Here is a 23,744-nt window from a genome sequence, read left to right as displayed (position 1 = left end):
GCGACGGCCCGACCCGACAAGATGGAGAGACGGCCCGCTACTTGTGCATGTCGGCGATATTGTAAATCTGCTCAAGCATCGGGTTGAAAACGAAGCCTTTCACCTCCTTGTTCATGGCGACCTGATAGTTCTTCTGGAACAGGTAGACGTAGGCGGCGTCATCAATGACGGTTTTTTGCGCCTGCTGATAATCTTTGGTCCGCGCCGCCTGATCGGTGGTGGCTACCGCCTGTTTCAACAACGCATCAACCTGTGGGTTGTCGTAGAACGCGCGGTTTCCCGGCAGCCCTTTTTTGTCCGACTCGAACCAGTAGTTCATAAACATATAGGGGTCGGCGAAATCCGGGCTCCAGTTACCGATAGCGATGTCGTAATCACCTTTACCCACACGCTCGCGCATGGTGGCGTTGGCCAGTTTCTCCAGCTTGACCTGGATACCCAGCGCCTGCAGGTTGGCCTGAGTGGAGAGCGCAATCGGCTCCCAGTTCGGATCGTTATCAGAGTAGAGGAACGTCAGCGTTTTCGGCTTATCCGCTACCTTGTCCAGCGCCGCTTTGGCTTTGTCGAGATCTAATGAATACTGCATGGCGCTGGCGTCGTAACCCCACATGCCATCGGGGATCGGCCCGCGCATCTGCTTACCGTTACCGCCGAGAATGCCGTCGACCATGCCTTTATAGTCCGTTGCCCACGACACCGCGCGGCGCAGATCCGCCTGGTTCATCGGCGCTTTGCTGTTGTTGAGATACAGATAGGTGACGCGCAGCGCCGGATAGTCGTAGACCGTCACCTTGTCCTCTTTCTTCAATGCCGCAAACTGATCGACCGGCAGGGCGTCGGCGATATCCAAATCGCCCTTGGTCAACTGCAGACGGCGAGCGGCGCTTTCGCCGATGATTTTCACCGTGACGCGCTTAAAGGCCGGCTTGTTGCCGCTGAAGTGCGGGTTGGGTACCAGCACCAACTGTTGGCCTTTCTGCCAGCGCTGCAGGCTATACGCGCCGGAGCCTGCGGTGTGCTCGGCCAAATAGGCGCGGGCGTCATCGGCGGCGTTGGCTTTCAGTACCGCCGGGTTAATGATGGAGGCGCCGTCATTGGCGAGGGTATGCAGGAACGGCGCGAAAGATTCCGGCAGCGTGAAACGTACGGTGGCCGGATCGACGACATCCACCTTCAGCCCGCTGGGAAACGCCTCCGATGGCCCCTGTTTAATGCGCATCAGGCGTTCAAAAGAGAGTTTGACCGCCTCTGCCGTCACCGGCGAGCCGTCGGCAAACTGCGCGCCTTTGCGCAGAGTGAAGGTCCAGGTTTTGCCGTCGTCGGAGGCCTGCCAGTTTTCGGCGAGATCGCCTTCGACATCGGTTGAACCTTTGCCATTATCGGTTTTGTATTTGACCAGCCGCTGGTAGGCCGGATAGGTCACCGTCCAGTCGTTGTTATCGATGGTGACGGCCGGGTCGAGCGTTTGCGGGTCGGCGGCTTTGCCGATCACCAGCATATCTTTCGGCACCGCGGCAAAGGCGGAAGGGATGGCGGCGCAGAGCGCGGCGGCTAACAGTAACGGGCGAAAACCTACGGATGCTGGGCGAGTCATGTTCATGGTGAAACTCCGTCAATCTGAGCGGGGGAGAAACAGGCGAAAACATCATCGAGTAGCGGATAACCGGCCGCGTCCGGTAGTTCGAAGTGCCACCATTCCGTGGTAATACCTTTAAAGCCGCCGCCGAACATAATGGCGTTCAGCAACAGGCGATTGCGCTGGGCCTCCTGCGCTACCGCCGGGTGGTAGGGATGCGAGCGATCGTCCATTTCGTCAAAGGCGGTGCCCATGTCGAGCAGGTTGTTGTGTTCATCGAGTAGCGTTACGTCGATGGCGGTGCCGCGGCTGTGGTTGGAGCCGATATTGGCCGGTACGACATAATCCTGGTTCGGGCAGGCATTCCACAGCAGTTGCTGGGCGCGCTGTGGACGATAGGCGTCAAGTACCAGCAGGCGATAGCCCGCCAGCGCGGCGATGGCGATAGATTTCTCCAGCGCGACGGCCGCGTCGGGGTGCAGCAGGCAGCGGGCTTCGCGGTAAATCGGTTCGCCGGTAATGTTATCGGCGGTGGCGTATTTCAGGTCGACAGGCAGCGTGGGAAAACGCGCGGCGATATCCACCAGGGAAAGATGGCTCATCGAAAATTTCCTTAACGTTCAAACTGACCAAATTCCTGCTGCAGCGCGCGGTTCGCGGCAAGGCGGCTGGAGAGGCTCGGCCCCAGCCGTTCCACCACCGCGGAGAGCAGCAGATTAAAAAGGCAACCGATCGGCGCCAGCGAATCCCAGAAGTGGCCGGTATCGGTTTTTACCTGTAGTAAATCAACCGGATAGTCGCGCGCCCACGGACACCAGATATCGGTGACCAGCGCGGTGGCAACCCCGCGTTCGCAGGCGACCCGGCAAAACTGGCGCGCGGCGACGGAGTAAGCGCGGGTATCGGTCAGCACCACATAGGGGCGCTGGTATTCAGAATTCAATGATTCCAGCCAGCTACCGGAGCTGCCGTCGGCGTAGGTCACGCGCGGGCGCAGGTATTCCAGATGGCTGAAGAACGTGTTGGCGATGCCGCGGGTCGACTGAATGCCAATGATGATAACCGCGTCGGCCTCGGCGATGCGTTGACTGACGCGGGCGAAGGTCGGTTCCTGCGCCAGTTGATAGACATAGCGAATGGCATCCAGCTCCATCTGCAACGACAGGCTGGCGCGATCCGGCTGCGCCTGCTGCTGTGACCAGGAGTCAAGCCGGTCGATCACTCCCCACTGGCGGTAGGGCGTTGAAGCGGGCTCCTTCAGGCTGTGCTTCACGTCATCGAGATTGCGATAGCCCAGCTTGCGCAGATAGCGGCCTACGGTTATCCCGCTGGTGCCGGTGGCCTGCGCAATGCTGTCGGCGGTCTCAAACGGGATATGCTCCCGATGGCTTAACAGCCAGCTGCCAATACGCTTTTCGCTCGGCGTGAGCTGGCTGAAAGTGGATTCAATAATGTGAAACAAGCCGTTGCTATCGTTCATCTCTGCCCTTAATGATAGTTCGCTCTCATTTAACAGAATTCTGATACTCAATTAACAAAGCACGATGTGTGCCAGCTATTGCGGGAAATAGTATTTCCCGCAATAACGCTAATCTATTGGGAAGTGTGCGGATCCTGAGCGTAGGATTTGGTTATTCATTGCACAAATAAGGTGCAATGAATCCTGGTTGTGCATTACAAAATAAAAACATTTCATTAACATTTTGTGATATGGATAAAGCATGGATGCTATCAATAGGAGGTGTGCTGGCTGGGTGACGACATTACGCTGGACAGGAAAGGGTGAAAAATGAAAATCGCATTTGGCGAAATAAGATCGTTATTACAAAGTCAGCGTATTTTCCTCGGCGGGCAGAGGCTGGTTTGCGACCATCCGTTTTATCGTGATGAGCAACCAATTGAAGTACCAGAAAATTTATGCACTGAACCGTATACCACCTATTGGGGGCGCTGTGGCGAGCGGTTGGCTTCGCTGGGGGCTTTCAGTTACACCCGTACGTTGTTGCCGGCGTTTATTCAGGTTGGGCGCTACACCTCAATCGCTGATAGATTACAGGTATTAGGCGATCGTCATCCCTTAGAGTGGGCAAGCTCCAGCCCGGTTTTTTACGCCCGTCATTCAGCGCTAATGGAAACCCTGGCAGCGGATAACGGACGGGAAAACCATTTTTACGCTTTTGAAAAACAGACGCGCCCCATCGTGATTGGCAATGATGTCTGGATTGGACAAAACGTGACGTTGGCGCAGGGGATTACCATTGGCGATGGCGCGGTTATCGCCGCCAACGCGCTGGTGGTGAAAGATGTTGCCCCGTATACCATGGTTGGCGGGAACCCGGCGAAGCTCATCAAATACCGTTTTGCCGAACCGATTGTTGAGCAGCTGTTAGCGCTGCGCTGGTGGCAATATTCTGCACAGGATATTGCTATGTTTCCGGTGAACGAGGTGGCGCGCTTTTGTGAATTACTGCGCCATGCGCAGGAGCAAGGTGAACTCACGCCGCTTGCGCTACCAAAGCTGACGGCAACGGTGGTGAAAACCGTGGTCGCTGGCGGCATGAAGATGAAATCATAAGGAATTTAAGATGAAGTTAAAGTTGGGTGTGGCCCTGATGGCGGCGGTGATAGCCTGCGGCGTCCAGGCGCGCGATATGCAGTCGATTCAACAAAGCGGCGAGTTAAAAGTCGGCGTGCCGGGGGACTACGCGCCGTTGGCCTTTCATAACGGCGCCGGCGAACTTATCGGCTACGACGTCGATATGGCGCACGATCTGGGTAAAACGCTGGGAGTGAAGGTGACGTTTATTATCACCAGTTGGCCAACGTTATCGACTGATTTAAAAGCCGATAAGTTTGATATCGCTATGGGAGGCGTAACGGAGACGGCGGCACGGGCAAAAGATTTCTCCCTGAGCCATCCGGTGGTGGCCAATGGTAAAATCGCCCTGGCGAACTGCAGCGCCGCGCCAGCGCTCGGCAGCCTTGAAAAAATCGACCAGCCGAATGTGAAGGTGATTGTGAACCCCGGCGGTACCAACCAAAGTTTCGTTGATGAGCATATCAAGCATGCGCAGATCATCCGCGTGCAGAACAATGTCGATAATCTGCAGGCGCTGCGGCAAAAAACGGCCGATATGATGGTGACCGACCTGATAGAAGGGGATTACTACCAGAGCAAGGAGCCTGGCGTGTTCTGCGTGGCGAATGAGACGCCGTTCCCCGGCACCGCCAGCTATAAGGTCTATATGATGAATAAGGATAATCCGGCGCTGCTTGAGAAAGTGAACCACTGGCTGGATAGCCAGGACAAAAATGTGCTCAAGCGGAAGTGGAAAATTCAGGGGTAATTCATGATTCGCGCTGCCGCCAGAATGCGACATTCTGGCGGCGCAGTGGATTAGCTTTTCTGCCGCGCCTGATAGCGGAAGTAGCAGTAGTAGCCAATCGAGGCGGTCAGGCAAAGCATGTAGCCGAACGACTCGCTACCCTCTTCAACGGTGTTTTTCACCACCCGCGCGTAGTTCTCATCGAGTACGGCATACCATAAGCCATGCATGCCGAACAGCCGTGAGAAGACCAGAATCGCCAGCAGGCCGCTTATCATCATGCCGTAGTAAGGCGTGCGGGTGTATTGCGCCAGTTGCGACAGCGTTTGACGAGCGTGGCGCAGCGGAGCGATTAGCGCGGCTATCGTCGTTGCCAGCGCGAACCACACCCAGCTGCCGTGAGTAATAAGATCAAACAGCGCATCCAGTTCGCGGATCAGCATCGCCAGGAAGAAGCCGCCAACGAGGATATTACAGTAGCGCAGGAGCTCATATTTTTTCGCCAGCAGGAAGTGCATCAGCACGATTATCGCCAGCACGCCCTCCTGCACTACCTCGGTAAGCGAAATCTCCGGGATATCGTTGCCAAACACCCGGATATCCATCCATAGACAAAGTACCGCGATGGCGGAAGCCGCCGCTGCGCCGAGAAAGAAAAGTAAGCTTCTGATGACAGACATTAACACCACTATTTATGTTCAAAACAGCAATGATAAGTATCGTGAATGCGACTTCCTGTTCACTTTGTGCGACATCGCGGCGTGTTTTAAACCTTTTGAGCTATTTAGCGCTAAATAGCGCAACTGCAGGTGAGAAAGGGGAGCTTTGCTCCCCCTGCTTAGCGGGGTAATTCAGACAATATCATCGACTACGCCGCCATCGACCCGTAGCGCGGCGCCGGAGGTGGCGGATGCCTGCGGCGAACAGACGTAGACCACCATATTGGCCACCTCATCCACCGAGGCCGCGCGCTGAATAACCGAAGCGGGGCGCTGCGCCATAACAAACTCTTTCGCCAGTTGTTCCAGCGGCTTACCGGTTCGCGTGACCTCATCTTTCATCATTTCGGCAAAACCGTCAGAAAGGGTTGGGCCGGGCAGCACGCTGTTTACGGTGACGCCGCTGCCGGCGACGTATTTCGCCAGTCCGCGCGCCAGCGACAGTTGCGCGGTTTTGGTTACGCCGTAGTGGATCATGTCGGCGGGAATATTGCGTGCCGATTCGGAGGAGATAAAGACCACCCGACCCCAGCCTTTACGCACCATGGCGGGCAACAGCGCGCGTGACAGGCGAACGCCGGACATTACGTTGGTTTGCCAGTAGTTTTCCCAGGTGGCGTCATCGGTGGCGTAAAAATCCTGCGGGCCGTAAATACCGGCGTTATTCACCAGGATATCGACTTCATTCACCGCCTGCAGCAGTTGGCTGACGCCCGCGGCGTCACTGAGATCGGCCACCGCGGGATAGGGCCGGAATCCCGGCACCTCCTGTTGCAGCCGCGCCATCGCCGCATTAACGCTATGTTCGCTGCGGCCGTTGATAATCACTTCCGCGCCGCTGGCCGCCAGCCCTTTGGCAATGGCATAACCGATGCCGGCCGTGGATGCCGTCACCAGCGCGACTTTCCCCGATAAATCAATATTCATGGTTGAGCCTTTTTTATGGAATGGAGTAGTAAGCGTAGCAGGTGGGGGAAGGGGGCTTCGGTCAGTGGCAATCAACAATATCGATGGTGATATCGAAATTATCCGTTAGAGCATAGCGGTGAGAGCCTCTAATAATGGAGGCTGTTTTTGGCGATTACACTGATACTGATGAGTAAACGATGAATACTACTTTTCCCAGTAAAGTCCTCGGCGATATGCGCGTTACTGCCGTAAGCGATGGCTATTTGCAGGTAGGTTTTGGCCTGTTAACCAAAATTGATGAAGACGAGTGCAGAAACATTCAGGCAAACGCCCGTATAGCACAACCGAATACGGTCAACATAAACACCTTTCTGGTACAACAAGCCGGGATGAATATCCTGATCGATAGCGGCGCTGGCGGCGTTAAAGGGTGGGGAGGCCAACTGATCAATAATCTGGCTAAACTTGGCGTCAAACCAGAGGATATTGACGCCGTACTGTTGACCCATGCGCATCCCGATCACATCGGTGGCTTAATTAATTCGCAGCAAGACGCGGTATTTCCTCGTGCTGAATTGATAATACCTCAAGATGAATTCAGTTATCTCGAAGATGACCGTAATTTGGTTACGGCCAGTGAACGCGTTAAAGGTAATGTTATGTTCGCGCGCAGCGTGTTTAAACAATATCAGCATCGTTTACGGCTGATTGATGAAGGCGAGGTGTTTGCTGGTATCAGTGCCCTGGCATTGAAAGGACATACGCCAGGTCATACGGGGTATCTCCTCTCTGGAAGCATAGAACGCGTATTAGTGTGGGGGGATATTGTGCATTTTCCCCATATTCAGTTATTAGACCCCGAGGTCACGATAGCCTTCGACTTCGACCCGCTTTTGGCGCAGGAGACGCGCATTCGCCTTCTTGAAAAGGTCTGCGCTGAACAGATACTGGTTGCCGGGATGCATTTTGATACAGCAGGTTTCGCCAGGATTAAAAAATGCTCGTCCGGCTATCAAATTATCCCGGGGGACGGAATTAATAGCCAGTCTCACGCAGCCGTGGATCCTGAAATACGGATGCCACCATGAGGTTCAACTGCTGCAAATCGAAATGGGTGCCCTCAGGGCGGCATAGCAGCTCAATTCCGAAATCATTAAACTCACCTGTTAATGGATGGATTTTTATTTTTTGCTGGATCTCATCGCTGATTGAGCAACGCAGCACCAGCGAGACCCCTTTGCCATCGGCGATATTTGAGAACAGCACCGGGTAAGAGCCGCACTCCACGACGCGCCTGGGAGTAATGTTGCCTTCACGGAATAACATATCCAGATTGCGCGTTGAAGTTGCGCATTTTTTACTACTCAATAAAAAGACATTGTCATCCAGAGCGGAGGTCGCGGTGATGGCTAGATGATCTTTCGCGGTGATAATCACTAACTCACTAGTGAGCAACATAGCGCGCGTATGCTGTGGGGAGGAGAAGCCCGCGCCAATAATGACCGCATCATATTCGTGTCTATCGAAAGCATTAAGTAAACTGCTGGTATTGCCGATTGAAACATCAATATCCCAGCCTAAGTCATGGCCTGAATCAATCAATGCGCTGATAACATAGGGCGGCAAACATTCAATGATGCCGATTTTAATCGTTAATCGGCGTCTTTTTGAAAGGGTAATGTTGTGTTTGCAATCATCCGCCAGGTTAAGCATTTTGAGGGCATATTCATACAATATCTTTCCCTGCTCGGTTGGGATGCACCCCTCGTTCTTCCTGTCTAATAGCGTGGCATCCAGGCTACTTTCCAGGCTGCGTATCCGATGGGAAATACTGGATTGCACTCGATTCAGACGTTCTGCCGCCAGGGTGATATTCCCCGTTTCCACAACAGTAACGAACGCCAGAAGTTCATTAAGCTTCATCTTAAACCTTATATGAGCGTTATTTTCTAACCGCCAGCATATTTATAAATTTTGGTGACTACTTTGTCATCAGATTTTTAATTATTGACGAATATAGCGATGATTATCGCGGTGACGAACGGCCATCGATTTTTTCGCTAATAATCTCGATTTTATTCTCTGGTTTTTCCCTCTGGCGACATTCATAACAATAAAACCATTTGATCTGTTTTGATAAGGACCTGCGGATATGTCGCTGGTAAGTAGTTGTTCACTTGATCAAGGTTTTGAGGCGCCGAGGCGCTATTTAGCCGCCGCGGCCATACTAATCGGCGTGCTAATGGCGGCGCTGGATAGTTCCATTGTCAATGTCGCCTTGCCTTCGATTGCCAGTGCGTTACGGGTCGATTCGGCGTCCGGTATCTGGATCACCAACGGCTATCAGGTAGCCAGCGCGGCGACGATGCTGATTTGCGCGTCGCTGGGCAGCAGAATCGGTGAGAAGCGTTTTTATACGGCGGGAATGGTGTTATTTACGCTCTCTTCGCTGGGCTGTAGCCTTGCGCCGACCTTTGGCGTACTGGTTACCATGCGGATACTGCAAGGGGTAAGCTATGCGGTCATGATAAGCGTGGGGCTGGGCTTGTACCGGGTTATTTTCCCACCCCGCGCGCTAGGAACGATTTTCGGGCTGAATGCGCTGGCCTTCGCGGTTGGCACGGCTATCGGTCCGGCGCTGGGCGGATTTATCATCTCGTCGCTCTCCTGGCCGTGGCTTTTCTATATCAATATCCTGCCTGGCGGCGCTGCGATTGTTTTCTCCTTGATTTCATTAGGGGAGGATAACGAAAAGGAGCAGGGCTTTGATTGGGCCGGGGCCGTGAGTTCAGCGGCGGCATTAGGCTTGATGGTGGTGGCGGTCGATCAAATTGGCCGCTGGGAGGGCCGAACGCTTATCTACTGCGCGGTGGCATCAGTGGCGTTATTTGCTTTCTTTATTATCGCCCAGACGCGAGCGAAGCATCCACTATTGCCGCTTGATATATTTCGCTCACGCCAATATACCCTGGCAGTGATCTCGTCCAGCTCTTTGTTCATCGCCCAGGGAATGGCATTGGTCGGTTTACCGTTTGTATTGCAACATACCTACCATTACTCAGTACTGGAATCGGCGTTTATCTTTACGCCGTGGCCGGTGGCGGTCGCAATCTGCGCCCCGCTGGCGGGAAGCTTGTCAAACCGTTTTAATCCGACGCAGATTTCAACTGTCGGGGTGGTTATCTTTTGTCTTGGCTTAGGCTCGCTGGCACTGTTGCCGGGCGCTGCGACGGTGAATGATTTTCTGTGGCGGACCGCCGTTTGCGGGGTGGGGTATGGCTTATTCCTGCCGCCAAATAATAAGGAGATGTTTGCTAATGTCTCAGCAAATCGCACGGCAACGGCCTCCGGGGTATTATCCACCGCCAGGACGACTGGGCTGTCCATCGGTGCGGCGCTGGTGGCGATGGTTATTGCGCTGTTGAACGGCTTAACCGGCCCAGGCGGCGCACAGTTTGCCGTTTATGTGTTTGGCCTCGCCTGCGCTATTGCGGCGATATCCTCTATTGCCAGTACCTTACGCTTGCATCGCTAAAGAAAGGAATGCCGGTAGTGGTGAAAATGCAACCGCTACTGGCACGTTCGATTATGAGTTTTTAGCATTTTTACCCGTTTAGCGCGGGTTCAAAATTTTTAATATATTCAGCAAAACAGATTGTTTTCTTTCGTTATAATAAGGCACTTGAATGCGCTGACCCCCGGACTGGACCTGCTTTCTGATGCTGGAAATAAAAAATATCGCCTGCCTGCGGGATGAACGAACCCTTTTTACCCACCTATCGTTTGCGGTACAACCCGGCGAGATTATTCAAATTTCAGGCCCCAACGGTGCGGGAAAAACCTCGTTATTACACCTCCTGACCGGGTTATCGACGCCAGAAGAAGGGGAAATTCTCTGGCTGGGCAAACCGCTGCGGCGTACTCGCGATAGCTGGCACGCGCAGCTCTTGTGGCTCGGTCATCAGGTGGGGGTTAAAGGGGCGCTAACGGCGGACGAAAATCTGCGCTTTTACCATCCTGAGGCGACCATTGAGGCGCGCTGGCAGGCGCTGGCGCAGGTTGAGTTGGTGGGCTTTGAGGATGTTCCGGTAGCGCAACTCTCTGCCGGGCAACAGCGGCGCGTCGCGCTGGCGAGGCTTTGGCTCAGCCGCGCGACGTTCTGGATTTTAGATGAACCCTTCACCGCGCTCGATGCGGCTGGCGTGCAAACGCTGACCACCCGGCTGGAGCAGCACATCGGCCAGGGCGGTGCGGTCATCCTGACCACCCATCAACCTCTGCGCCCTCTGTGCGTTCCCTTACGCACGATTATGCTGAGTGACGATGAGGCGGTCGCGGCATGATCAAGCAGATATTCTGGCGCGACCTGCGCCTTGCCTTTCGCAATTACGCCGAAATTATCAACCCGCTGTGGTTTTTCCTGATTATTATCACCCTGTTCCCCCTCAGTATCGGCCCTGAACCGCAGCTGCTCCGGCAGATTGCGCCGGGCATTGTCTGGGTGGCCGCGTTACTCTCTTCGCTGCTGGCAATGGACCGGCTGTTTCGCGATGACTGGCTGGATGGCTCGCTGCAGCAACTGATGCTGATGCCGGTGCCGCTGTCGCTGGTGGTGCTGGCAAAAATCGCGGCGCATTGGGTGGTCTCCGGGCTGCCGCTGCTGATAATCTCTCCGCTGATCGCTATGTTATTCGGACTTTCGACCGCGGAGTGGCAGGTGCTGGCCCTGACGCTATTGATGGGCACGCCAACGCTGAGCTTTATTGGCGCCATCGGCGTGGGGCTGACCGTCGGCCTGCGGCGCGGCGGCGTATTGCTGAGCCTGCTGGTGCTGCCGCTGATGATTCCGTTACTGATTTTCGCCACCGCCGCCGTGGGCGCGGCGCAGATGCAGTTGCCGGTTGACGGCTATATGGCCATTCTTGGCGCCTTTCTGGCGGGAAGCGCCACCTTAAGTCCGTTTGCTACCGCGGCGGCACTCAGAATTAGCGTGCAATAATTCCCGTTCCCTCGGGGCAATGAGGCAAAAAAAATGTGGAAAGTGTTACATCAACTCGCCATTCCAGAGCGCCTGTATAGCGTATGCGGACGATTCATTCCGCTGATGGCTATCCTCAGCGCGCTGTTTCTGGTGGTGGGCTGCGTCTGGGGATTTGTCTACGCCCCGGCAGATTATCAACAGGGTGAAAGCTATCGCATCATGTATCTGCACGTTCCGGCGGCGATGTGGTCGATGGGGATTTACGGCTCAATGGCCGTGACCGCTTTTGTCGGCCTGGTCTGGCAGATGAAAATGGCGGATAAAGCGGTGATGGCGATGGCGCTGCCAGGCGCGGTTTACACCTTTATTGCGCTGGTGACCGGTTCCGCGTGGGGAAAACCGATGTGGGGAACCTGGTGGGTCTGGGATGCGCGTCTGACTTCCGAACTGGTCCTGCTGTTTTTATACGTCGGGGTGATTGGCCTGTATCACGCTTTTGACGATCGCCGGCTGGCCGGGCGCGCCGCCGGGATACTGGTGCTGGTCGGGGTGGTCAACCTGCCGATTATTCATTATTCCGTGGAGTGGTGGAACACCCTGCATCAGGGCTCGACCAATATGCAGAAAACCATCGATCCGTCGATGCGCATGCCGTTGCGTTTAACCATTTTCGGTTTCTTATTCCTCTTTATTACTCTGACATTAATGCGTATGCGTAATTTAATTCTGTTGCAGGAGCGCCGCCGTCCGTGGGTCGTGGCGCTGGCTGGCGCTAGTAAGCGCGAGGAGAACTCATGACCAGCGCTTTTCACTCCTGGAGCGATTTCTGGCAGATGGGCGGCTACGCCTTTTATGTCTGGCTGGCGGTTGCAGTGACGGTCATCGCGCTGCTGATTTTGTTCATCCATACCCGCTGGCAGCGCCGGGCGTTGCTGGCGGATGTACGCCGGCAGATGGCGCGCGAGCGGCGGGTATCGGCGGCGCGTAAGCAAAGCACAATGAAGGGAGATGCGTTGTGAATCCTCGGCGTAAAGTTCGTCTCTGGCTCGCCTGCGGAGTGATTGGGGGGCTGGCGCTGACCGTTGGTCTGGTGATGTATGCATTAAGCTCCAATATCGATCTCTTCTATACCCCAGGCGAAGTGATATACGGCAAACGGGAAAATGGCCAGAAGCCAGAGCCGGGGCAGCGTCTACGTATCGGCGGCATGGTGATGCCCGGCAGCGTGAAGCGTGACGATAAAACCCTCGATGTGACCTTCAAACTTTATGATGCCCGCGGCGTCGTCGAGGTGAGCTATACCGGGATCCTGCCGGCGTTGTTCCGCGAAGGGCAGGGGGTTGTAGCCCAGGGGACGCTGCAGGACGGGACGCATATCCGCGCGAAGGAAGTGCTGGCGAAACACGATGAAAATTACACCCCTCCGGAAGTGAAAGAAGCGATGGAAGAGAATCATCATCCGGCTGAGAAGCCACAGGGAGCCGCGCAATGATCCCTGAAATCGGCCTCTTCCTGCTGTGCCTGGCGCTGGGCATTTCCTGCCTGCTGGCGCTATTTCCCTCCTGGGGCGCGATGCGGCAGGATGCGCGGATGATGGCGCTGGCGAAGCCGCTGTCGGTAGCGATGTTTGCCGCCATCCTCGGGGCGTTTCTCATTCTGGTGTACGCCTTTGTGGTGAATGACTTCACCGTTCTGTATGTCGTCAGTAACTCGAATACGCTGCTGCCGGTGTGGTATCGCGTAGCGGCGACTTGGGGGGCCCACGAGGGATCGTTGCTGCTGTGGGTATTGCTGATGAGCGGCTGGACCTGCGCGGTCGCGGCCCTGAGCCGTAATATTCCGCTGGAAGCCTCTTCGCGGGTGCTGGCGGTAATGGGGATGATCTCCTTCTGCTTCCTGGCGTTCATCCTGCTGACCTCAAATCCGTTCGTGCGCACGCTACCTGATTTCCCCATCGAGGGGCGCGATCTGAACCCGATGCTGCAGGATATCGGGCTGATCTTCCACCCGCCGATGCTGTACATGGGCTATGTGGGCTTCTCCGTGGCCTTCGCTTTCGCCATTGCGTCGCTGATGACCGGGCGCCTTGATAGCGCGTGGGCGCGCTGGTCACGCCCGTGGACGCTGGCGGCGTGGAGCTTTCTGACGGTCGGTATCGTGCTGGGGTCGGCGTGGGCCTATTATGAGCTCGGCTGGGGCGGCTGGTGGTTCTGGGATCCGGTAGAAAACGCCTCCCTGATGCCGTGGCTGGCGGGAACGGCGCTGATTCACTCGCTATCGGTCACCGAAAAGCGCGGCAGCTTTAAATCCTGGACCGTACTGCTGGCGATTCTGGCGTTCTCGCTGTGCCTGCTGGGCACTTTCCTGGTGCGTTCCGGGGTACTGATTTCCGTACACTCCTTCGCTTCCGATCCTACGCGCGGCATGTTTATTCTGGCGCTGTTGGTGATCACTATCGGCGGTTCGCTGCTGTTATTCGCCATCAAAGGCGGCAAGGTACGTTCCCGGGTGCGTCACGAACTGTGGTCGCGCGAGTCGCTGTTGCTGGGCAACAATGTGCTGCTGATTGCCGCCATGCTGGTGGTACTGCTGGGGACGCTGCTGCCGCTGATACACAAGCTACTGGGGCTAGGCAGCATTTCTATCGGCGAGCCGTTCTTTAATTCCCTCTTTATTGCGCTGATGATCCCGTTCTCGTTGCTGCTTGGGATCGGGCCGCTGGTGCGCTGGCGTCGCGATGAATTCCACAAGCTGCGTAAGCGGCTGCTGATTGCCGCGGTGGTTGCCGTCGTACTGGCCATCGCACTGCCGTGGCTGATGCAGGATCGTATTAAAGCCATGACCGTAGTTGGCCTGCTGATGTCGCTGTGGGCATTCGTGCTTACCGTGATGGAAGTGGTGGAGCGCGCCACCGACCGCCACCCCTTCTGGCGCGGGCTGACCCGCCTCGGACGCAGCCACTGGGGAATGGTCGCCGGCCATGTGGGGCTGGTGGTCACCGTCATTGGCATCGCCTTCAGTCAGAATTACAGCATCGAACGCGACGTGCGAATGAAGCCGGGCGATAGCGTCGATATCCACCAGTATCACTTTGTGTTCCGTGACGTGCGGGATATCACCGGGCCGAACTACTTTGGCGGTGAAGGGGTGATCGAAGTTTCGCAGAATGGCCATCACGTGAGTACGCTGCGGGCGGAGAAACGCATTTACAGCAGCAGCCGGATGGAGATGACCGAAGCCGCCATCGACGGCGGGCTGGCGCGCGACCTGTACGCTGCGCTGGGTGAAGAGCTGGCCGACGGTAGCTGGGCAGTGCGCTTGTACTATAAACCTTTTGTTCGCTGGATCTGGTTCGGCGGGATGTTAATGGCGTTTGGCGGCGTGCTGTGCATCCTGGACCCACGTTACCGCTTACGTAAATCACTGCCGGAGAACGCGTGATGAACCGCAAAGTCTTATATTTACCGCTGGCTATCTTCCTGATTCTGGCGGCGGCGCTGATGTGGCAACTGATGCGCAATAGCGACGGCGACGATCCTACCGTGCTTGAATCTGCGCTGGTGGGTAAACCTCTGCCGGATTTCCGCCTGGCGTCACTGGAAAAACCGGATGTCATGCTGGATCCCTCTAACATTATCAATGGTAAACCGGTGCTGATTAACGTCTGGGCCACCTGGTGCCCCACCTGTCGGGCGGAGCATCAGTATTTGCGCTCTCTGGCGGCGCAGGGCATTCGCATCGTTGGCATCAACTATAAAGACGATCGCCAGAAAGCGGTGAACTGGCTGCACGAATTGGGCAACCCGTATGCGCTGGGAGTGTTTGACGGCGACGGTATGCTGGGGCTGGATCTTGGCGTGTATGGCGCGCCGGAAACTTTCCTCATCGACGGCAAAGGCATTATCCGCTACCGCCATGCCGGCGATGTGAACGAGCGGGTCTGGCAGCAGGAGATTCTGCCGCTGTGGAATAAATACAGCCAGCAGGGGGGCGCGTGAAATATCTGCTCATCACTTTACTGACGGCGCTGCTCTCGTTTCAGGCGCTGGCGGCGATTGATACCTATCCATTTAAAGATGAGGCTCAGGAGCAGCAGTTCCGCCAGTTGACCGAACAGCTGCGCTGCCCGAAATGCCAGAACAACAGTATTGCCGATTCGAACTCGATGATTGCCGCCGACATGCGCAAAAAGGTCTGGCAATTGATGGAGCAGGGACAAAGCAATCAGCAAATCACCGATTACATGGTGGCGCGCTACGGCAACTTCGTGACCTACGAACCGCCGGTGACCCCCGCGACGATTATCCTCTGGCTGCTGCCGGCTTGTTTCGTTGTGGGCGGCGCGCTGGTGATTTTCCGTTTAAGCCGTCGCTCACGGGCTGAACGCGTCAGCGAGCTGAGCGCGCAGGAACAGGAACGCTTAAAGGCGCTGCTTGATGACAATAAAAGGACCCTGAAATGATTGTCGCTTTGCTCATCATGTTGGTGTTACTGCTGGGAACCGCGGCGCTGCTGTTTATTCCGTGGAGCGGCAGGCAGCGCGTTGACCGCAATACCATGAACCATATGATTTATCGGGCGCGCCTGCAGGAGCTTGATGAGGATCTTTCAGCGGTGAATGCGGCGCAGCAACAGCAGCTGGTTGACGATTTACGCTTGAATTTATTGGAAGATTTGCCCGAATCTGCCGAAACGAATCACAAAAATAGTAGTTATTGGGTGTATATTCTTGGGGTTATTATACTAACCTCTTTATGCGTAGGGGTTTTTATCCGAACGAGTTACATGACCCGCGTGGTTGAGTGGCAGCAAGTTGTCCAGCAAACGCCGCAGTTGATGCAGCGGGTGATGGATCCACAGGGTAAACCGTTATCGGAAGAAGAGCTGTTTCGACTGGCGCTGGGGCTACGCACCCGCCTGCAGCAATACCCGGCCGACCAGCTGAGCTGGACGATGCTCGGCAGGCTGCAACTGGTGCTCAATAATCCAGGCGCCGCGTTACAGGCGTTTGATAAGGCGCGACAGCTGGCGCCAGGCAATGCCGATGCGCAGCTGGGATATACCGAAGCGTTACTTCACTCTACGGATCCCAACGATAGCCGTGAAGCCCAGCAACTGCTCGATACGTTGCTGAAGAATAACCATAACGATGTGCGGGTGCTTAGCCTCGCGGCGTTTAACGCCTTTGAACATCAGCAGTATGACAAAGCGATCGCGGCGTGGCAGCTGATGCTGCAACTGTTACCGGCGGATGATGCTCAGCGAGAAATTATCATTCGTAGTATTGACCGGGCTAAAAAAGAACAAGCCGCTACACTGCAATAATTAAAATAACGTGAGTATTGCTCGAAGGCATATTGGATTTGCAATGGGTTATCGCTCTGAAATCACAGGATAATCATCCCCGGCTGATTATCCTGGCTCCGAAAATTTCCAAAAATTTAGTTGGATTAGAAGGTGAGTGCAATCGTTATAGATTTATTTATATAACGATTGCCATCTGGCAGGGACTTTTGCGTCTTTCATTTAGGAAAAGGGTTAAATAATAAGATGAGTAAACTTTCACTGGAACGCTCTGGTAGGCGAAAAATTATATTTATCGCCTTGCTGGTTGGGATCATTATTGGCGTGGTATTGCTGGCTGGTACCGCGACTATTATGCATAAAACCAGCGATACCGAATTTTGTGTGTCATGTCATACCATGCAGCAGCCTCTGGCGGAATATCAGGGCAGCGTGCATTTCCAGAACGATAAAGGTATTCGCGCCGAGTGCGCCGATTGCCACGTTCCTCATCAGCCGATCGATTATATGCTGACCAAAATTGGCGCCCTGAAAGATGTCTGGGGTGAAATGACCGGCAAAATCGACACTCCGGAAAAATACGAGGCGCATAAACTGGCGATGGCCCAGAGCGTCTGGGATGGGTTGAAGAAGAGCGATTCGGCGACCTGCCGTTCCTGCCACGACTATAAAGCGATGGATATTCTGGCGCAAACCCCTGAAGCCCGTAAGCAGCACCCGGTCGCGATCAAAGAGGGCGAAACCTGTATCGACTGCCATAAAGGCGTGGCGCATATTCTGCCGAACATGAGCGGCCTGGCGGCGGCAGGGGCCAGCGAGCTCGCTAACGCGGCGGCGAAAACCCCGGCGACCGCGACCACCCTTTACACCATTCAGACCCAGCCGTTCTGGCTGAGCGAGAAAGCAGGCGACCATAACGACGGTAACCTGATGGCCTCCACTGAAGTGAAAGTGGTGAAACGTGAAGGCGACATGGTGCTGGCGGATGTTCATGGCTGGCAACAGGATGGCGTCACCGAAGCTTTCTACGCCGCGCGCGGCAAACGCATCATGAGCGCGCTGCTGGGCGAAGAAGCTCGCAAAGCGTTAAAAGTCTCTGGCTCCGTTACCGATGAAGAGACCAAACAGGTCTGGCATGAAGTCGATCTGCAGGTCTGGCTGCCGGCGAAAAATCTGATTGGCGATCAACAAAAAATCTGGAGTTACGCTTCTGAATTAATGGCTAACAACTGTACCGGCTGTCATGGCCTGACCGAGTTGAATCGCTTTAACGCCAACCAGTGGATTGGGGTGGTTAAAGGTATGTCCGGCCGTACTTCACTGACTCAGGAACAGGTTCGTCTCCTGACCCAGTACGTACAAAAACATGCGAGCGACATGCCAGCAGCGGCCAATCAGGACAAACAATAAGGAGCCATGATGAAAAAGAATAACGATTATGACATGGCGGATCAGAGCCAGGAACCCGGTATGAATCTGACGCGTCGCCGTTTTCTGGCTGGCGCCAGCGCCCTGATGGCGGCGCCGCTGCTGGCGGGGCTGTGGCCGCGTTCGGCGCTGGCGGAGGCCATTAGCCAGGCGATGCCGCAGTTTATCGCATTGCGCCAGGCGGAAAGCGGTATCCTCACCGGCGCCCACTGGGGCGCGTTTGAAGCCATCGTCCGCGACGGCAAAATGGTGGACGTTCGCCCGATCAAAGACGATCCGTATCCTAACGAACTGATTACCATGGCGCCGTATCAGGTTCACGCCGAAAACCGGATTAAATATCCGATGGTGCGTAAAAGCTGGTTAGAAGGCGGGGCGAAAAACGGTAAGCCAGAGCTGCGCGGCCGCGATGAGTGGGTCCGCGTCAGCTGGGATAAAGCCCTGCATCTGGTGGCGGGTGAAATCAGCCGTCTGCAAAAAGAGCATGGCCCATCATCTATTTATGCCGGTTCTTACGGCTGGAAAAGCGTCGGGATGTTCCACAACCCAAGAACGCTGCTGCAGCGCATGATGAACCTGGCAGGCGGCTTTGTCGGCTATTCCGGTGACTACTCCACCGGCGCGGCGCAGGTGATTATGCCGCACGTGGTCGGTTCCGTTGAGGTTTACGAACAGCAGACCGCGTGGCCAAACGTGATTGATAACAGCGAGCTGGTGGTGATGATCGGTTGTAACCCCATGATCACGCTGAAAAACAGCTGGAACCTGCCGGACCACGTCGGCCAGACGGGCTTTGAAGCGCTGAAGAAAAAGGGCACCCGGATGATTTGTATCGACCCGGTGCGCAGCGACAGCGCGCGTGAATTAGGCGCCGAGTGGATCGCCCCGCGCAGCTACACCGACTGCGCGCTGATGGCGGGGGTAGCCCATACGCTGCTGGCAGAAAATCTGCATAACCCAGATTTCCTGAAAACCTACACCGTAGGGTTCGATAAATTTGAAGCCTACCTGAACGGTAAAGAAGATGGCGTCGTCAAGGATGCCAACTGGGCTGCGGATATCAGCGGTGTTGATGCTGAGACCATCAAGCAGCTGGCGCGAGATATGGCGAAGCATCGCACCATGATCATGGGCGGCTGGGGCATTCAGCGTCAGCATCATGGCGAACAGGCCCACTGGATGATGGTGACGCTGGCGGCGATGCTGGGGCAGATTGGCCTGCCCGGCGGCGGTTTCGGCTTTAGCTATCACTACTCTTCCGGCGGTAGCCCAACCGCGCGCGGCGGTATTCTGGCGGGGATCTCCGCCGGTAGCCCAACGTCGCCGGCGGCGAAAGATATTACGCCGTTCCCGGTGGCGCGCATCGCCGATGCGCTGGCGAACCCAGGCAAGACCATCGACTATAACGGGACAAAGGTCACCTATCCGGATATTAAAATGGTGTACGTGGCGGGCGGTAACACCTTCCACCAGCATCAGGATACCAACAACCTGGTGAAAGCCTGGCAGCATCCGGAAACCGTGGTGGTGAACGAACCGTACTGGACGGCGACGGCGAAACACGCGGACATCGTACTGCCGGTGACCACCACCTACGAGCGCAACGACATGGACATGGGCGGCGACTATTCGCAGCTTTATGTCTTCCCGCTGCGCCAGTGCGTACCGCCGCAGAACGAAGCGAAAAACGACTTTGATGTCTTTGCGGGGATTTCCGAGATCCTTGGGGTGCATGAGGCCTTTACCGAAGGCAAAGATGAGATGCTGTGGTTGAAGGGCATGTATGATGAGATGAAAGCCCAGGCGCGTAACGCTCGCGTGGCGCTGCCGCCGTTTGATATGTTCTGGGCTTCCAACAACTACATTCGCTTCCCGATCCCGCAAGAGAACACCCAATGGGTGCGTTTCGCCGATTTCCGCGAGAACCCGCTGCTCAACCCGCTGGGGACGCCGTCAGGGAAAATCGAGATCTACTCTGACGCCATCGCCAAAATGGGCTACGAGGACTGTAAAGCGATTCCAACATGGATGCCGCCGCACGAGTGGTATCGCGGGCCGGAAGCCGAGAAATATCCGCTGTCGCTTAATACCGGTCACCCGATTAACCGTCTGCATTCTCAGCTCGATAATACGCCGCTGCGCAAGAAATACGCGGTAGCCGATCGCGAAGCCATCTGGATCCATCCGAAAGATGCGAGCGCGCGCGGCATCAGCGAAGGTGATCTGGTTCGCGCCTTTAACGATCGCGGGCAGATCCTGGTCGGAGCGGTGATTACCGATAACGTTCGCGAAGGTGTGGTGCGCATCAGCGAAGGGGCATGGTTTGATCCGGCCGATCCGTCACAGCCGGGATCGCTGTGTAAAAACGGTAACGTCAACTGTCTGACCTTTGACGTGGGCTCCTCCAGCCTGGCGCAGGGGAACTGTGGTCAGATGTCGCAGCTGCAGATCGAGAAGTACACTGGACCGGCGCTGAAAAACACCGCGCACGATGTGCCGGTAGGCGCGTAACCCGCAGCTGACGTTTGAAAGACAAAACGGACACTTCTTTGAGGGAGTGTCCGTTTTATTGTTGTGCTCTTTCCGGTAAGAGAGATTACCACGGCGCAGGTTTGCTATGGTTACCTGTGCATTCATATTAACAGTAAACGATCTTCTTAATGTGGATTAGAACTTACTGAATAAGATATTTTTGATACTAATGTTTTAATAAAAAAAGAGTTTTCTCCAGGAAGCTACGCCATGTTTCACCCCACGGTTCGGGATGGAACCTGTCATTCGCAATTTTCTCCATAATGGAGGTAAGCACTTCCTCATCTTCGATTTCTAATAAAGAGGAAATTTCTAATTTAGCATTTTCAATTGATGAGATACTGTAGTCACGATAGCTGCCGATAATCTCATTAATTGAATTGCCAAAATCATCGTGCTCGTTACTAAAATAAATAGTGAGCATATCCTGTATGGCAGGGTACTTACGGCCCGGGTTTTTATCCCATATATGGGTAAGACGTGAGAACATAGTACGGTTTCCCCTGATAAACGATGGTTACCAAATTTTAAGCTGGACAACTGTGCCTGGTGTTTGGCTTTAACGAATCGGCTAGGTAAGCGCTAGTCTGCGTACCGTCTTCAGGAATTCGTAGGTAGTCGTTTCCCATAACTCAGGCGAAAAATCATATCCATATCGGCTTTCGAATTCATCATCCTGCCTGTCCCTGTAACTCTCAATGAAAGTATCAATCTCTTAGCCTGCTGGGTAATTGATAGTGAGGCGCCCTCTGCTTTTTCCTGCACCAAGCAAAGATTTGATATTTTCTCGATTAAGATAGACTGCTCTAGAAATTACGTCTTTGCAACGGTTTCCAGAAGTGAGCGTCTCTGTCGGGTAATTCACTCTCTTGATTTTTCCCACCTGTAGACCATGCTCATTTGATACATGCGAGAAACAATAACGTCATCTTTAGCCGAAGGCGCTACAGGTAGTTGGCCTTTGGTATATCTAATGATGCCCCTTAACAATAAGAGACCACCATGCTTGAACTCCGTCCTAATTGCGAATGCTGTGATAAAGATCTGCCCCCTGAATCAAAAGAGGCATTCATCTGTTCATTTGAATGCACATTTTGTATTGATTGCGTGACCCAACGGCTTAGTGGCCTGTGCCCGAACTGCGGAGGGGAACTGGTGCGACGTCCAATACGCCCTGAAGCATCCCTCCTGCGATATCCTGCATCCAGTCAGCGTCACTATAAACAGTAGAGATGAAAACTATGTTCGCTCTTTGCTTATAACGTCCTAAGTGATCCTGCTTGCCGTCTGCTGAGTACCAGAAACGGATGTTAAGTATTGGGGCTCCATCATTGTATTGCTTTATGCAACTGCTGATTATGGTTGCTATGGCAGGCATTTTTCCACCGGAAAAAAAGCCGTAACCCAACATTACAAGGATTACCCTAGGTTTGAGATGCCCCTTCCTGAAAGATTTCGAAGAAGAACCTTTACGCACTTTCATCATACTTCTTTCAAAACTGCACCCTAAACGTTTATGGTGTGGATTCTCCTACAATTATGAAACAGATGTTATTCATGCCGAATGCACAAAAGAATAAAGACTGGGTCAAGCTTGCACACACACCAGGGAAAATAGAGCGCTTGGAGGCGTATTTCAGCGGGCATGGTTATGAACCTCATCGGCACGATACATATGCGATCGGCAGGACATTGTCTGGTGTGCAACGTTTCCGTTATCGTGGCAGTAAACAACATAGTTTACCTGGTGGGACGATGGTCTTACACCCGGATGAAATTCATGATGGAGAGGCAGGAACGCTCGAGGGATTTCAGTATCGGATGTTTTATATCGAGCCCGCTTTAATTCAGAAAATTTTAGGCGGCAAACCGTTACCATTTATTCACAGCGGGATCTCATCTGATCCCCGGTTATTTGCCGCTACCGGGCCGCTTTTAAAAGCGCCAGAAGATTCTATTGATACGCTTGAAGAAGAGGATGCCCTTTACGATCTTGCCCAGACTCTGGCAGTTGTGTCAGGGCAACGATTTCGTCGATGCCTTGTGGACTATCAGTCTGTCGAGCGCGCTCGCGAATATATACAATCTGAATTCAGCCAGAACATCACGCTGGATACGTTGTCCTCCGTCTGTGGTAAAGATCGCTGGAGCCTGAGCCGGGATTTTCGAACTCTTTTCGGAACGAGTCCTTATCGCTACGTAACAATGCGCCGTCTCGCATACTGTCGACATCTGATTCAGTTAGGCCTGTCACTTGCGGAGTCTGCGTTGGCGGCAGGGTTTTCAGATCAAAGTCATATGACACGCCAGTTTATAAAAGCATATGGCATTTCACCGGGTCGTTGGCAAACATTTATTCAAAAACGCCGTCCCTGAGTTGCACGATCGTTCAATACCGGTACCGCAATATTATTTATCCTCGGCGTTTCTTAGCCATTAAGGAATGTCATCATGTACTCACCTGTAAATCTGGAACAGAAGTTCTCTCTCTTCGATACTCACTGGCAGCCAAAAGTCATCGCGCAGATGAACGACTACCAATTCAAAATCGTGAAAATAGCGGGCGACTTTATCTGGCACTCACATCCGGAAACCGACGAATCCTTTATCGTAGTTGAGGGGGTTTTGCGTATTGATTTTCGTGACGGGTATGTTCTTGTCAAGCCAGGAGAAATGTTTGTTGTACCTAAAGGTGTTGAGCATAAAACGTCAGCTGAGACGACGGTAAAAATGATGATGATAGAACCCTGTGGTGTCAGGAATACCGGGCATGAAGGTGGGGAACGCACCGCAGAAAACGATATTTGGATTTAATTTGGGGAGATTTTAAGCCAGCCGATCGGCTGGCTTAAATAGTAGAAAACAAGTACATCGGCTTTTCTCCTTACTCAGCTTTGCTTCATGCCTGGAGCGGACGTTGCTAACCTGGTGATGTGGCTTTATCGGGGCATATCAATATCGCTAACATT

26 protein-coding genes are annotated in these 23,744 nt (G+C 54.2%); 18 read left to right on the top strand and 8 right to left on the bottom strand.

Going from position 1 to position 23,744, the window contains the following annotated elements; genetic code table 11:
- Positions 1–37: 37 nt before the first annotated feature.
- From ABLU78_RS17730 to ABLU78_RS17720, 3 genes are read right to left on the bottom strand one after another with little or no spacing between them, the layout of a single operon-like run.
- Positions 38–1,600, bottom strand: coding sequence for an ABC transporter substrate-binding protein (locus ABLU78_RS17730; RefSeq protein WP_015370099.1), 1,563 nt, complete (start codon positions 1,598–1,600; stop codon positions 38–40).
- Complete coding sequence (gene ddpX / locus ABLU78_RS17725; RefSeq protein WP_048229344.1) at positions 1,597–2,178, bottom strand: D-alanyl-D-alanine dipeptidase; 582 nt, start codon at positions 2,176–2,178, stop codon at positions 1,597–1,599. Before ddpX ends, ABLU78_RS17730 begins: the two co-directional genes overlap by 4 nt.
- Positions 2,179–2,189: 11 nt before the next feature.
- Positions 2,190–3,056 (bottom strand): MurR/RpiR family transcriptional regulator, encoded by an 867-nt coding sequence (locus tag ABLU78_RS17720; protein WP_015370101.1) that lies wholly within the window; start codon positions 3,054–3,056, stop codon positions 2,190–2,192.
- A 309-nt stretch (positions 3,057–3,365) separates the two neighbouring features.
- Between ABLU78_RS17720 and ABLU78_RS17715 the strand changes: the two genes are divergently transcribed.
- The gene (locus ABLU78_RS17715) at positions 3,366–4,151 is read left to right on the top strand and encodes a CatB-related O-acetyltransferase (RefSeq protein ID WP_015370102.1); all 786 of its coding nucleotides are present in this window, start codon (positions 3,366–3,368) and stop codon (positions 4,149–4,151) included.
- 10 nt (positions 4,152–4,161) lie between these two features.
- The gene (locus ABLU78_RS17710) at positions 4,162–4,923 is read left to right on the top strand and encodes a transporter substrate-binding domain-containing protein (RefSeq protein WP_015370103.1); all 762 of its coding nucleotides are present in this window, start codon (positions 4,162–4,164) and stop codon (positions 4,921–4,923) included.
- A 50-nt stretch (positions 4,924–4,973) separates the two neighbouring features.
- On the opposite strand, the gene ABLU78_RS17705 is transcribed toward ABLU78_RS17710, so the two are convergent.
- On the bottom strand, positions 4,974–5,582 hold the full coding sequence (locus ABLU78_RS17705; protein ID WP_020078137.1) for a hypothetical protein: 609 nt from the start codon (positions 5,580–5,582) through the stop codon (positions 4,974–4,976).
- 171 nt (positions 5,583–5,753) lie between these two features.
- A complete protein-coding gene (locus ABLU78_RS17700; protein WP_015370106.1) occupies positions 5,754–6,548 on the bottom strand; it encodes an SDR family oxidoreductase in 795 nt (264 codons plus the stop codon).
- 179 nt (positions 6,549–6,727) lie between these two features.
- Here ABLU78_RS17700 and ABLU78_RS17695 point away from each other — a divergent pair, with 179 nt between their 5' ends.
- Positions 6,728–7,618, top strand: coding sequence for an MBL fold metallo-hydrolase (locus ABLU78_RS17695; RefSeq protein ID WP_048229341.1), 891 nt, complete (start codon positions 6,728–6,730; stop codon positions 7,616–7,618).
- Here ABLU78_RS17695 and ABLU78_RS17690 read toward each other — a convergent pair.
- Positions 7,566–8,453: a LysR family transcriptional regulator gene (locus ABLU78_RS17690; RefSeq protein ID WP_048229339.1), complete on the bottom strand. Its 888-nt coding sequence runs from the start codon at positions 8,451–8,453 to the stop codon at positions 7,566–7,568. The genes ABLU78_RS17695 and ABLU78_RS17690 overlap by 53 nt on opposite strands.
- 229 nt (positions 8,454–8,682) lie before the next feature.
- Here ABLU78_RS17690 and ABLU78_RS17685 point away from each other — a divergent pair, with 229 nt between their 5' ends.
- From ABLU78_RS17685 to torA, 12 genes are all read left to right on the top strand, one after another.
- On the top strand, positions 8,683–10,065 hold the full coding sequence (locus tag ABLU78_RS17685) for a DHA2 family efflux MFS transporter permease subunit (RefSeq protein WP_015370109.1): 1,383 nt from the start codon (positions 8,683–8,685) through the stop codon (positions 10,063–10,065).
- 184 nt (positions 10,066–10,249) lie between these two features.
- Positions 10,250–10,873, top strand: a complete 624-nt coding sequence (ccmA, locus tag ABLU78_RS17680; protein ID WP_048229337.1) for a cytochrome c biogenesis heme-transporting ATPase CcmA — start codon at positions 10,250–10,252, stop codon at positions 10,871–10,873.
- On the top strand, positions 10,870–11,529 hold the full coding sequence (ccmB, locus tag ABLU78_RS17675) for a heme exporter protein CcmB (protein ID WP_015370111.1): 660 nt from the start codon (positions 10,870–10,872) through the stop codon (positions 11,527–11,529). Before ccmA ends, ccmB begins: the two co-directional genes overlap by 4 nt.
- 33 nt (positions 11,530–11,562) lie before the next feature.
- Positions 11,563–12,309, top strand: a complete 747-nt coding sequence (locus ABLU78_RS17670; RefSeq protein WP_045366782.1) for a heme ABC transporter permease — start codon at positions 11,563–11,565, stop codon at positions 12,307–12,309.
- Positions 12,306–12,530 carry a heme exporter protein CcmD gene (ccmD, locus tag ABLU78_RS17665; protein ID WP_006798167.1) on the top strand — a complete coding sequence of 75 codons (225 nt, stop codon included), beginning with the start codon at positions 12,306–12,308 and terminating at the stop codon, positions 12,528–12,530. Before ABLU78_RS17670 ends, ccmD begins: the two co-directional genes overlap by 4 nt.
- Positions 12,527–13,003: a cytochrome c maturation protein CcmE gene (gene ccmE / locus ABLU78_RS17660; RefSeq protein WP_015703212.1), complete on the top strand. Its 477-nt coding sequence runs from the start codon at positions 12,527–12,529 to the stop codon at positions 13,001–13,003. The genes ccmD and ccmE overlap by 4 nt, the downstream gene beginning before the upstream one ends.
- Positions 13,000–14,952: a heme lyase CcmF/NrfE family subunit gene (locus ABLU78_RS17655; protein WP_020078141.1), complete on the top strand. Its 1,953-nt coding sequence runs from the start codon at positions 13,000–13,002 to the stop codon at positions 14,950–14,952. Before ccmE ends, ABLU78_RS17655 begins: the two co-directional genes overlap by 4 nt.
- Complete coding sequence (locus ABLU78_RS17650; protein ID WP_015370115.1) at positions 14,952–15,509, top strand: DsbE family thiol:disulfide interchange protein; 558 nt, start codon at positions 14,952–14,954, stop codon at positions 15,507–15,509. Before ABLU78_RS17655 ends, ABLU78_RS17650 begins: the two co-directional genes overlap by 1 nt.
- A complete protein-coding gene (locus ABLU78_RS17645; protein WP_045378283.1) occupies positions 15,506–15,973 on the top strand; it encodes a cytochrome c-type biogenesis protein in 468 nt (155 codons plus the stop codon). The genes ABLU78_RS17650 and ABLU78_RS17645 overlap by 4 nt, the downstream gene beginning before the upstream one ends.
- Positions 15,970–16,836, top strand: coding sequence for a c-type cytochrome biogenesis protein CcmI (gene ccmI, locus ABLU78_RS17640; RefSeq protein ID WP_032712347.1), 867 nt, complete (start codon positions 15,970–15,972; stop codon positions 16,834–16,836). Before ABLU78_RS17645 ends, ccmI begins: the two co-directional genes overlap by 4 nt.
- 225 nt (positions 16,837–17,061) lie before the next feature.
- Complete coding sequence (locus ABLU78_RS17635) at positions 17,062–18,225, top strand: NapC/NirT family cytochrome c (protein ID WP_006798114.1); 1,164 nt, start codon at positions 17,062–17,064, stop codon at positions 18,223–18,225.
- Positions 18,226–18,231: 6 nt separating this feature from the next.
- Positions 18,232–20,754, top strand: a complete 2,523-nt coding sequence (gene torA, locus ABLU78_RS17630) for a trimethylamine-N-oxide reductase TorA (RefSeq protein ID WP_045378289.1) — start codon at positions 18,232–18,234, stop codon at positions 20,752–20,754.
- A 187-nt stretch (positions 20,755–20,941) separates the two neighbouring features.
- On the opposite strand, the gene ABLU78_RS17625 is transcribed toward torA, so the two are convergent.
- Together ABLU78_RS17625 and ABLU78_RS17620 are read right to left on the bottom strand one after the other, a co-directional pair.
- On the bottom strand, positions 20,942–21,265 hold the full coding sequence (locus ABLU78_RS17625; protein ID WP_032712345.1) for a contact-dependent growth inhibition system immunity protein: 324 nt from the start codon (positions 21,263–21,265) through the stop codon (positions 20,942–20,944).
- An 81-nt stretch (positions 21,266–21,346) separates the two neighbouring features.
- On the bottom strand, positions 21,347–21,487 hold the full coding sequence (locus tag ABLU78_RS17620; protein WP_162866941.1) for a contact-dependent growth inhibition system immunity protein: 141 nt from the start codon (positions 21,485–21,487) through the stop codon (positions 21,347–21,349).
- Positions 21,488–21,777: 290 nt separating this feature from the next.
- Here ABLU78_RS17620 and ABLU78_RS17615 point away from each other — a divergent pair, with 290 nt between their 5' ends.
- From ABLU78_RS17615 to ABLU78_RS17605, 3 genes are all read left to right on the top strand, one after another.
- Positions 21,778–22,005: a DUF1272 domain-containing protein gene (locus ABLU78_RS17615; protein WP_072001133.1), complete on the top strand. Its 228-nt coding sequence runs from the start codon at positions 21,778–21,780 to the stop codon at positions 22,003–22,005.
- A gap of 327 nt (positions 22,006–22,332) precedes the next feature.
- Positions 22,333–23,151, top strand: coding sequence for an AraC family transcriptional regulator (locus ABLU78_RS17610; protein WP_032706441.1), 819 nt, complete (start codon positions 22,333–22,335; stop codon positions 23,149–23,151).
- Between the two features lie 75 nt (positions 23,152–23,226).
- Positions 23,227–23,589: a cupin domain-containing protein gene (locus ABLU78_RS17605; protein WP_015370120.1), complete on the top strand. Its 363-nt coding sequence runs from the start codon at positions 23,227–23,229 to the stop codon at positions 23,587–23,589.
- Positions 23,590–23,744 lie beyond the last annotated feature (155 nt).

Origin of the sequence: Klebsiella sp. JN_Kp122, from assembly GCF_040062085.1 — a bacterium.
GTDB classification, from domain to species: domain Bacteria; phylum Pseudomonadota; class Gammaproteobacteria; order Enterobacterales; family Enterobacteriaceae; genus Klebsiella; species Klebsiella aerogenes.
This window is presented reverse-complemented; position numbering and strand designations above follow the sequence as displayed.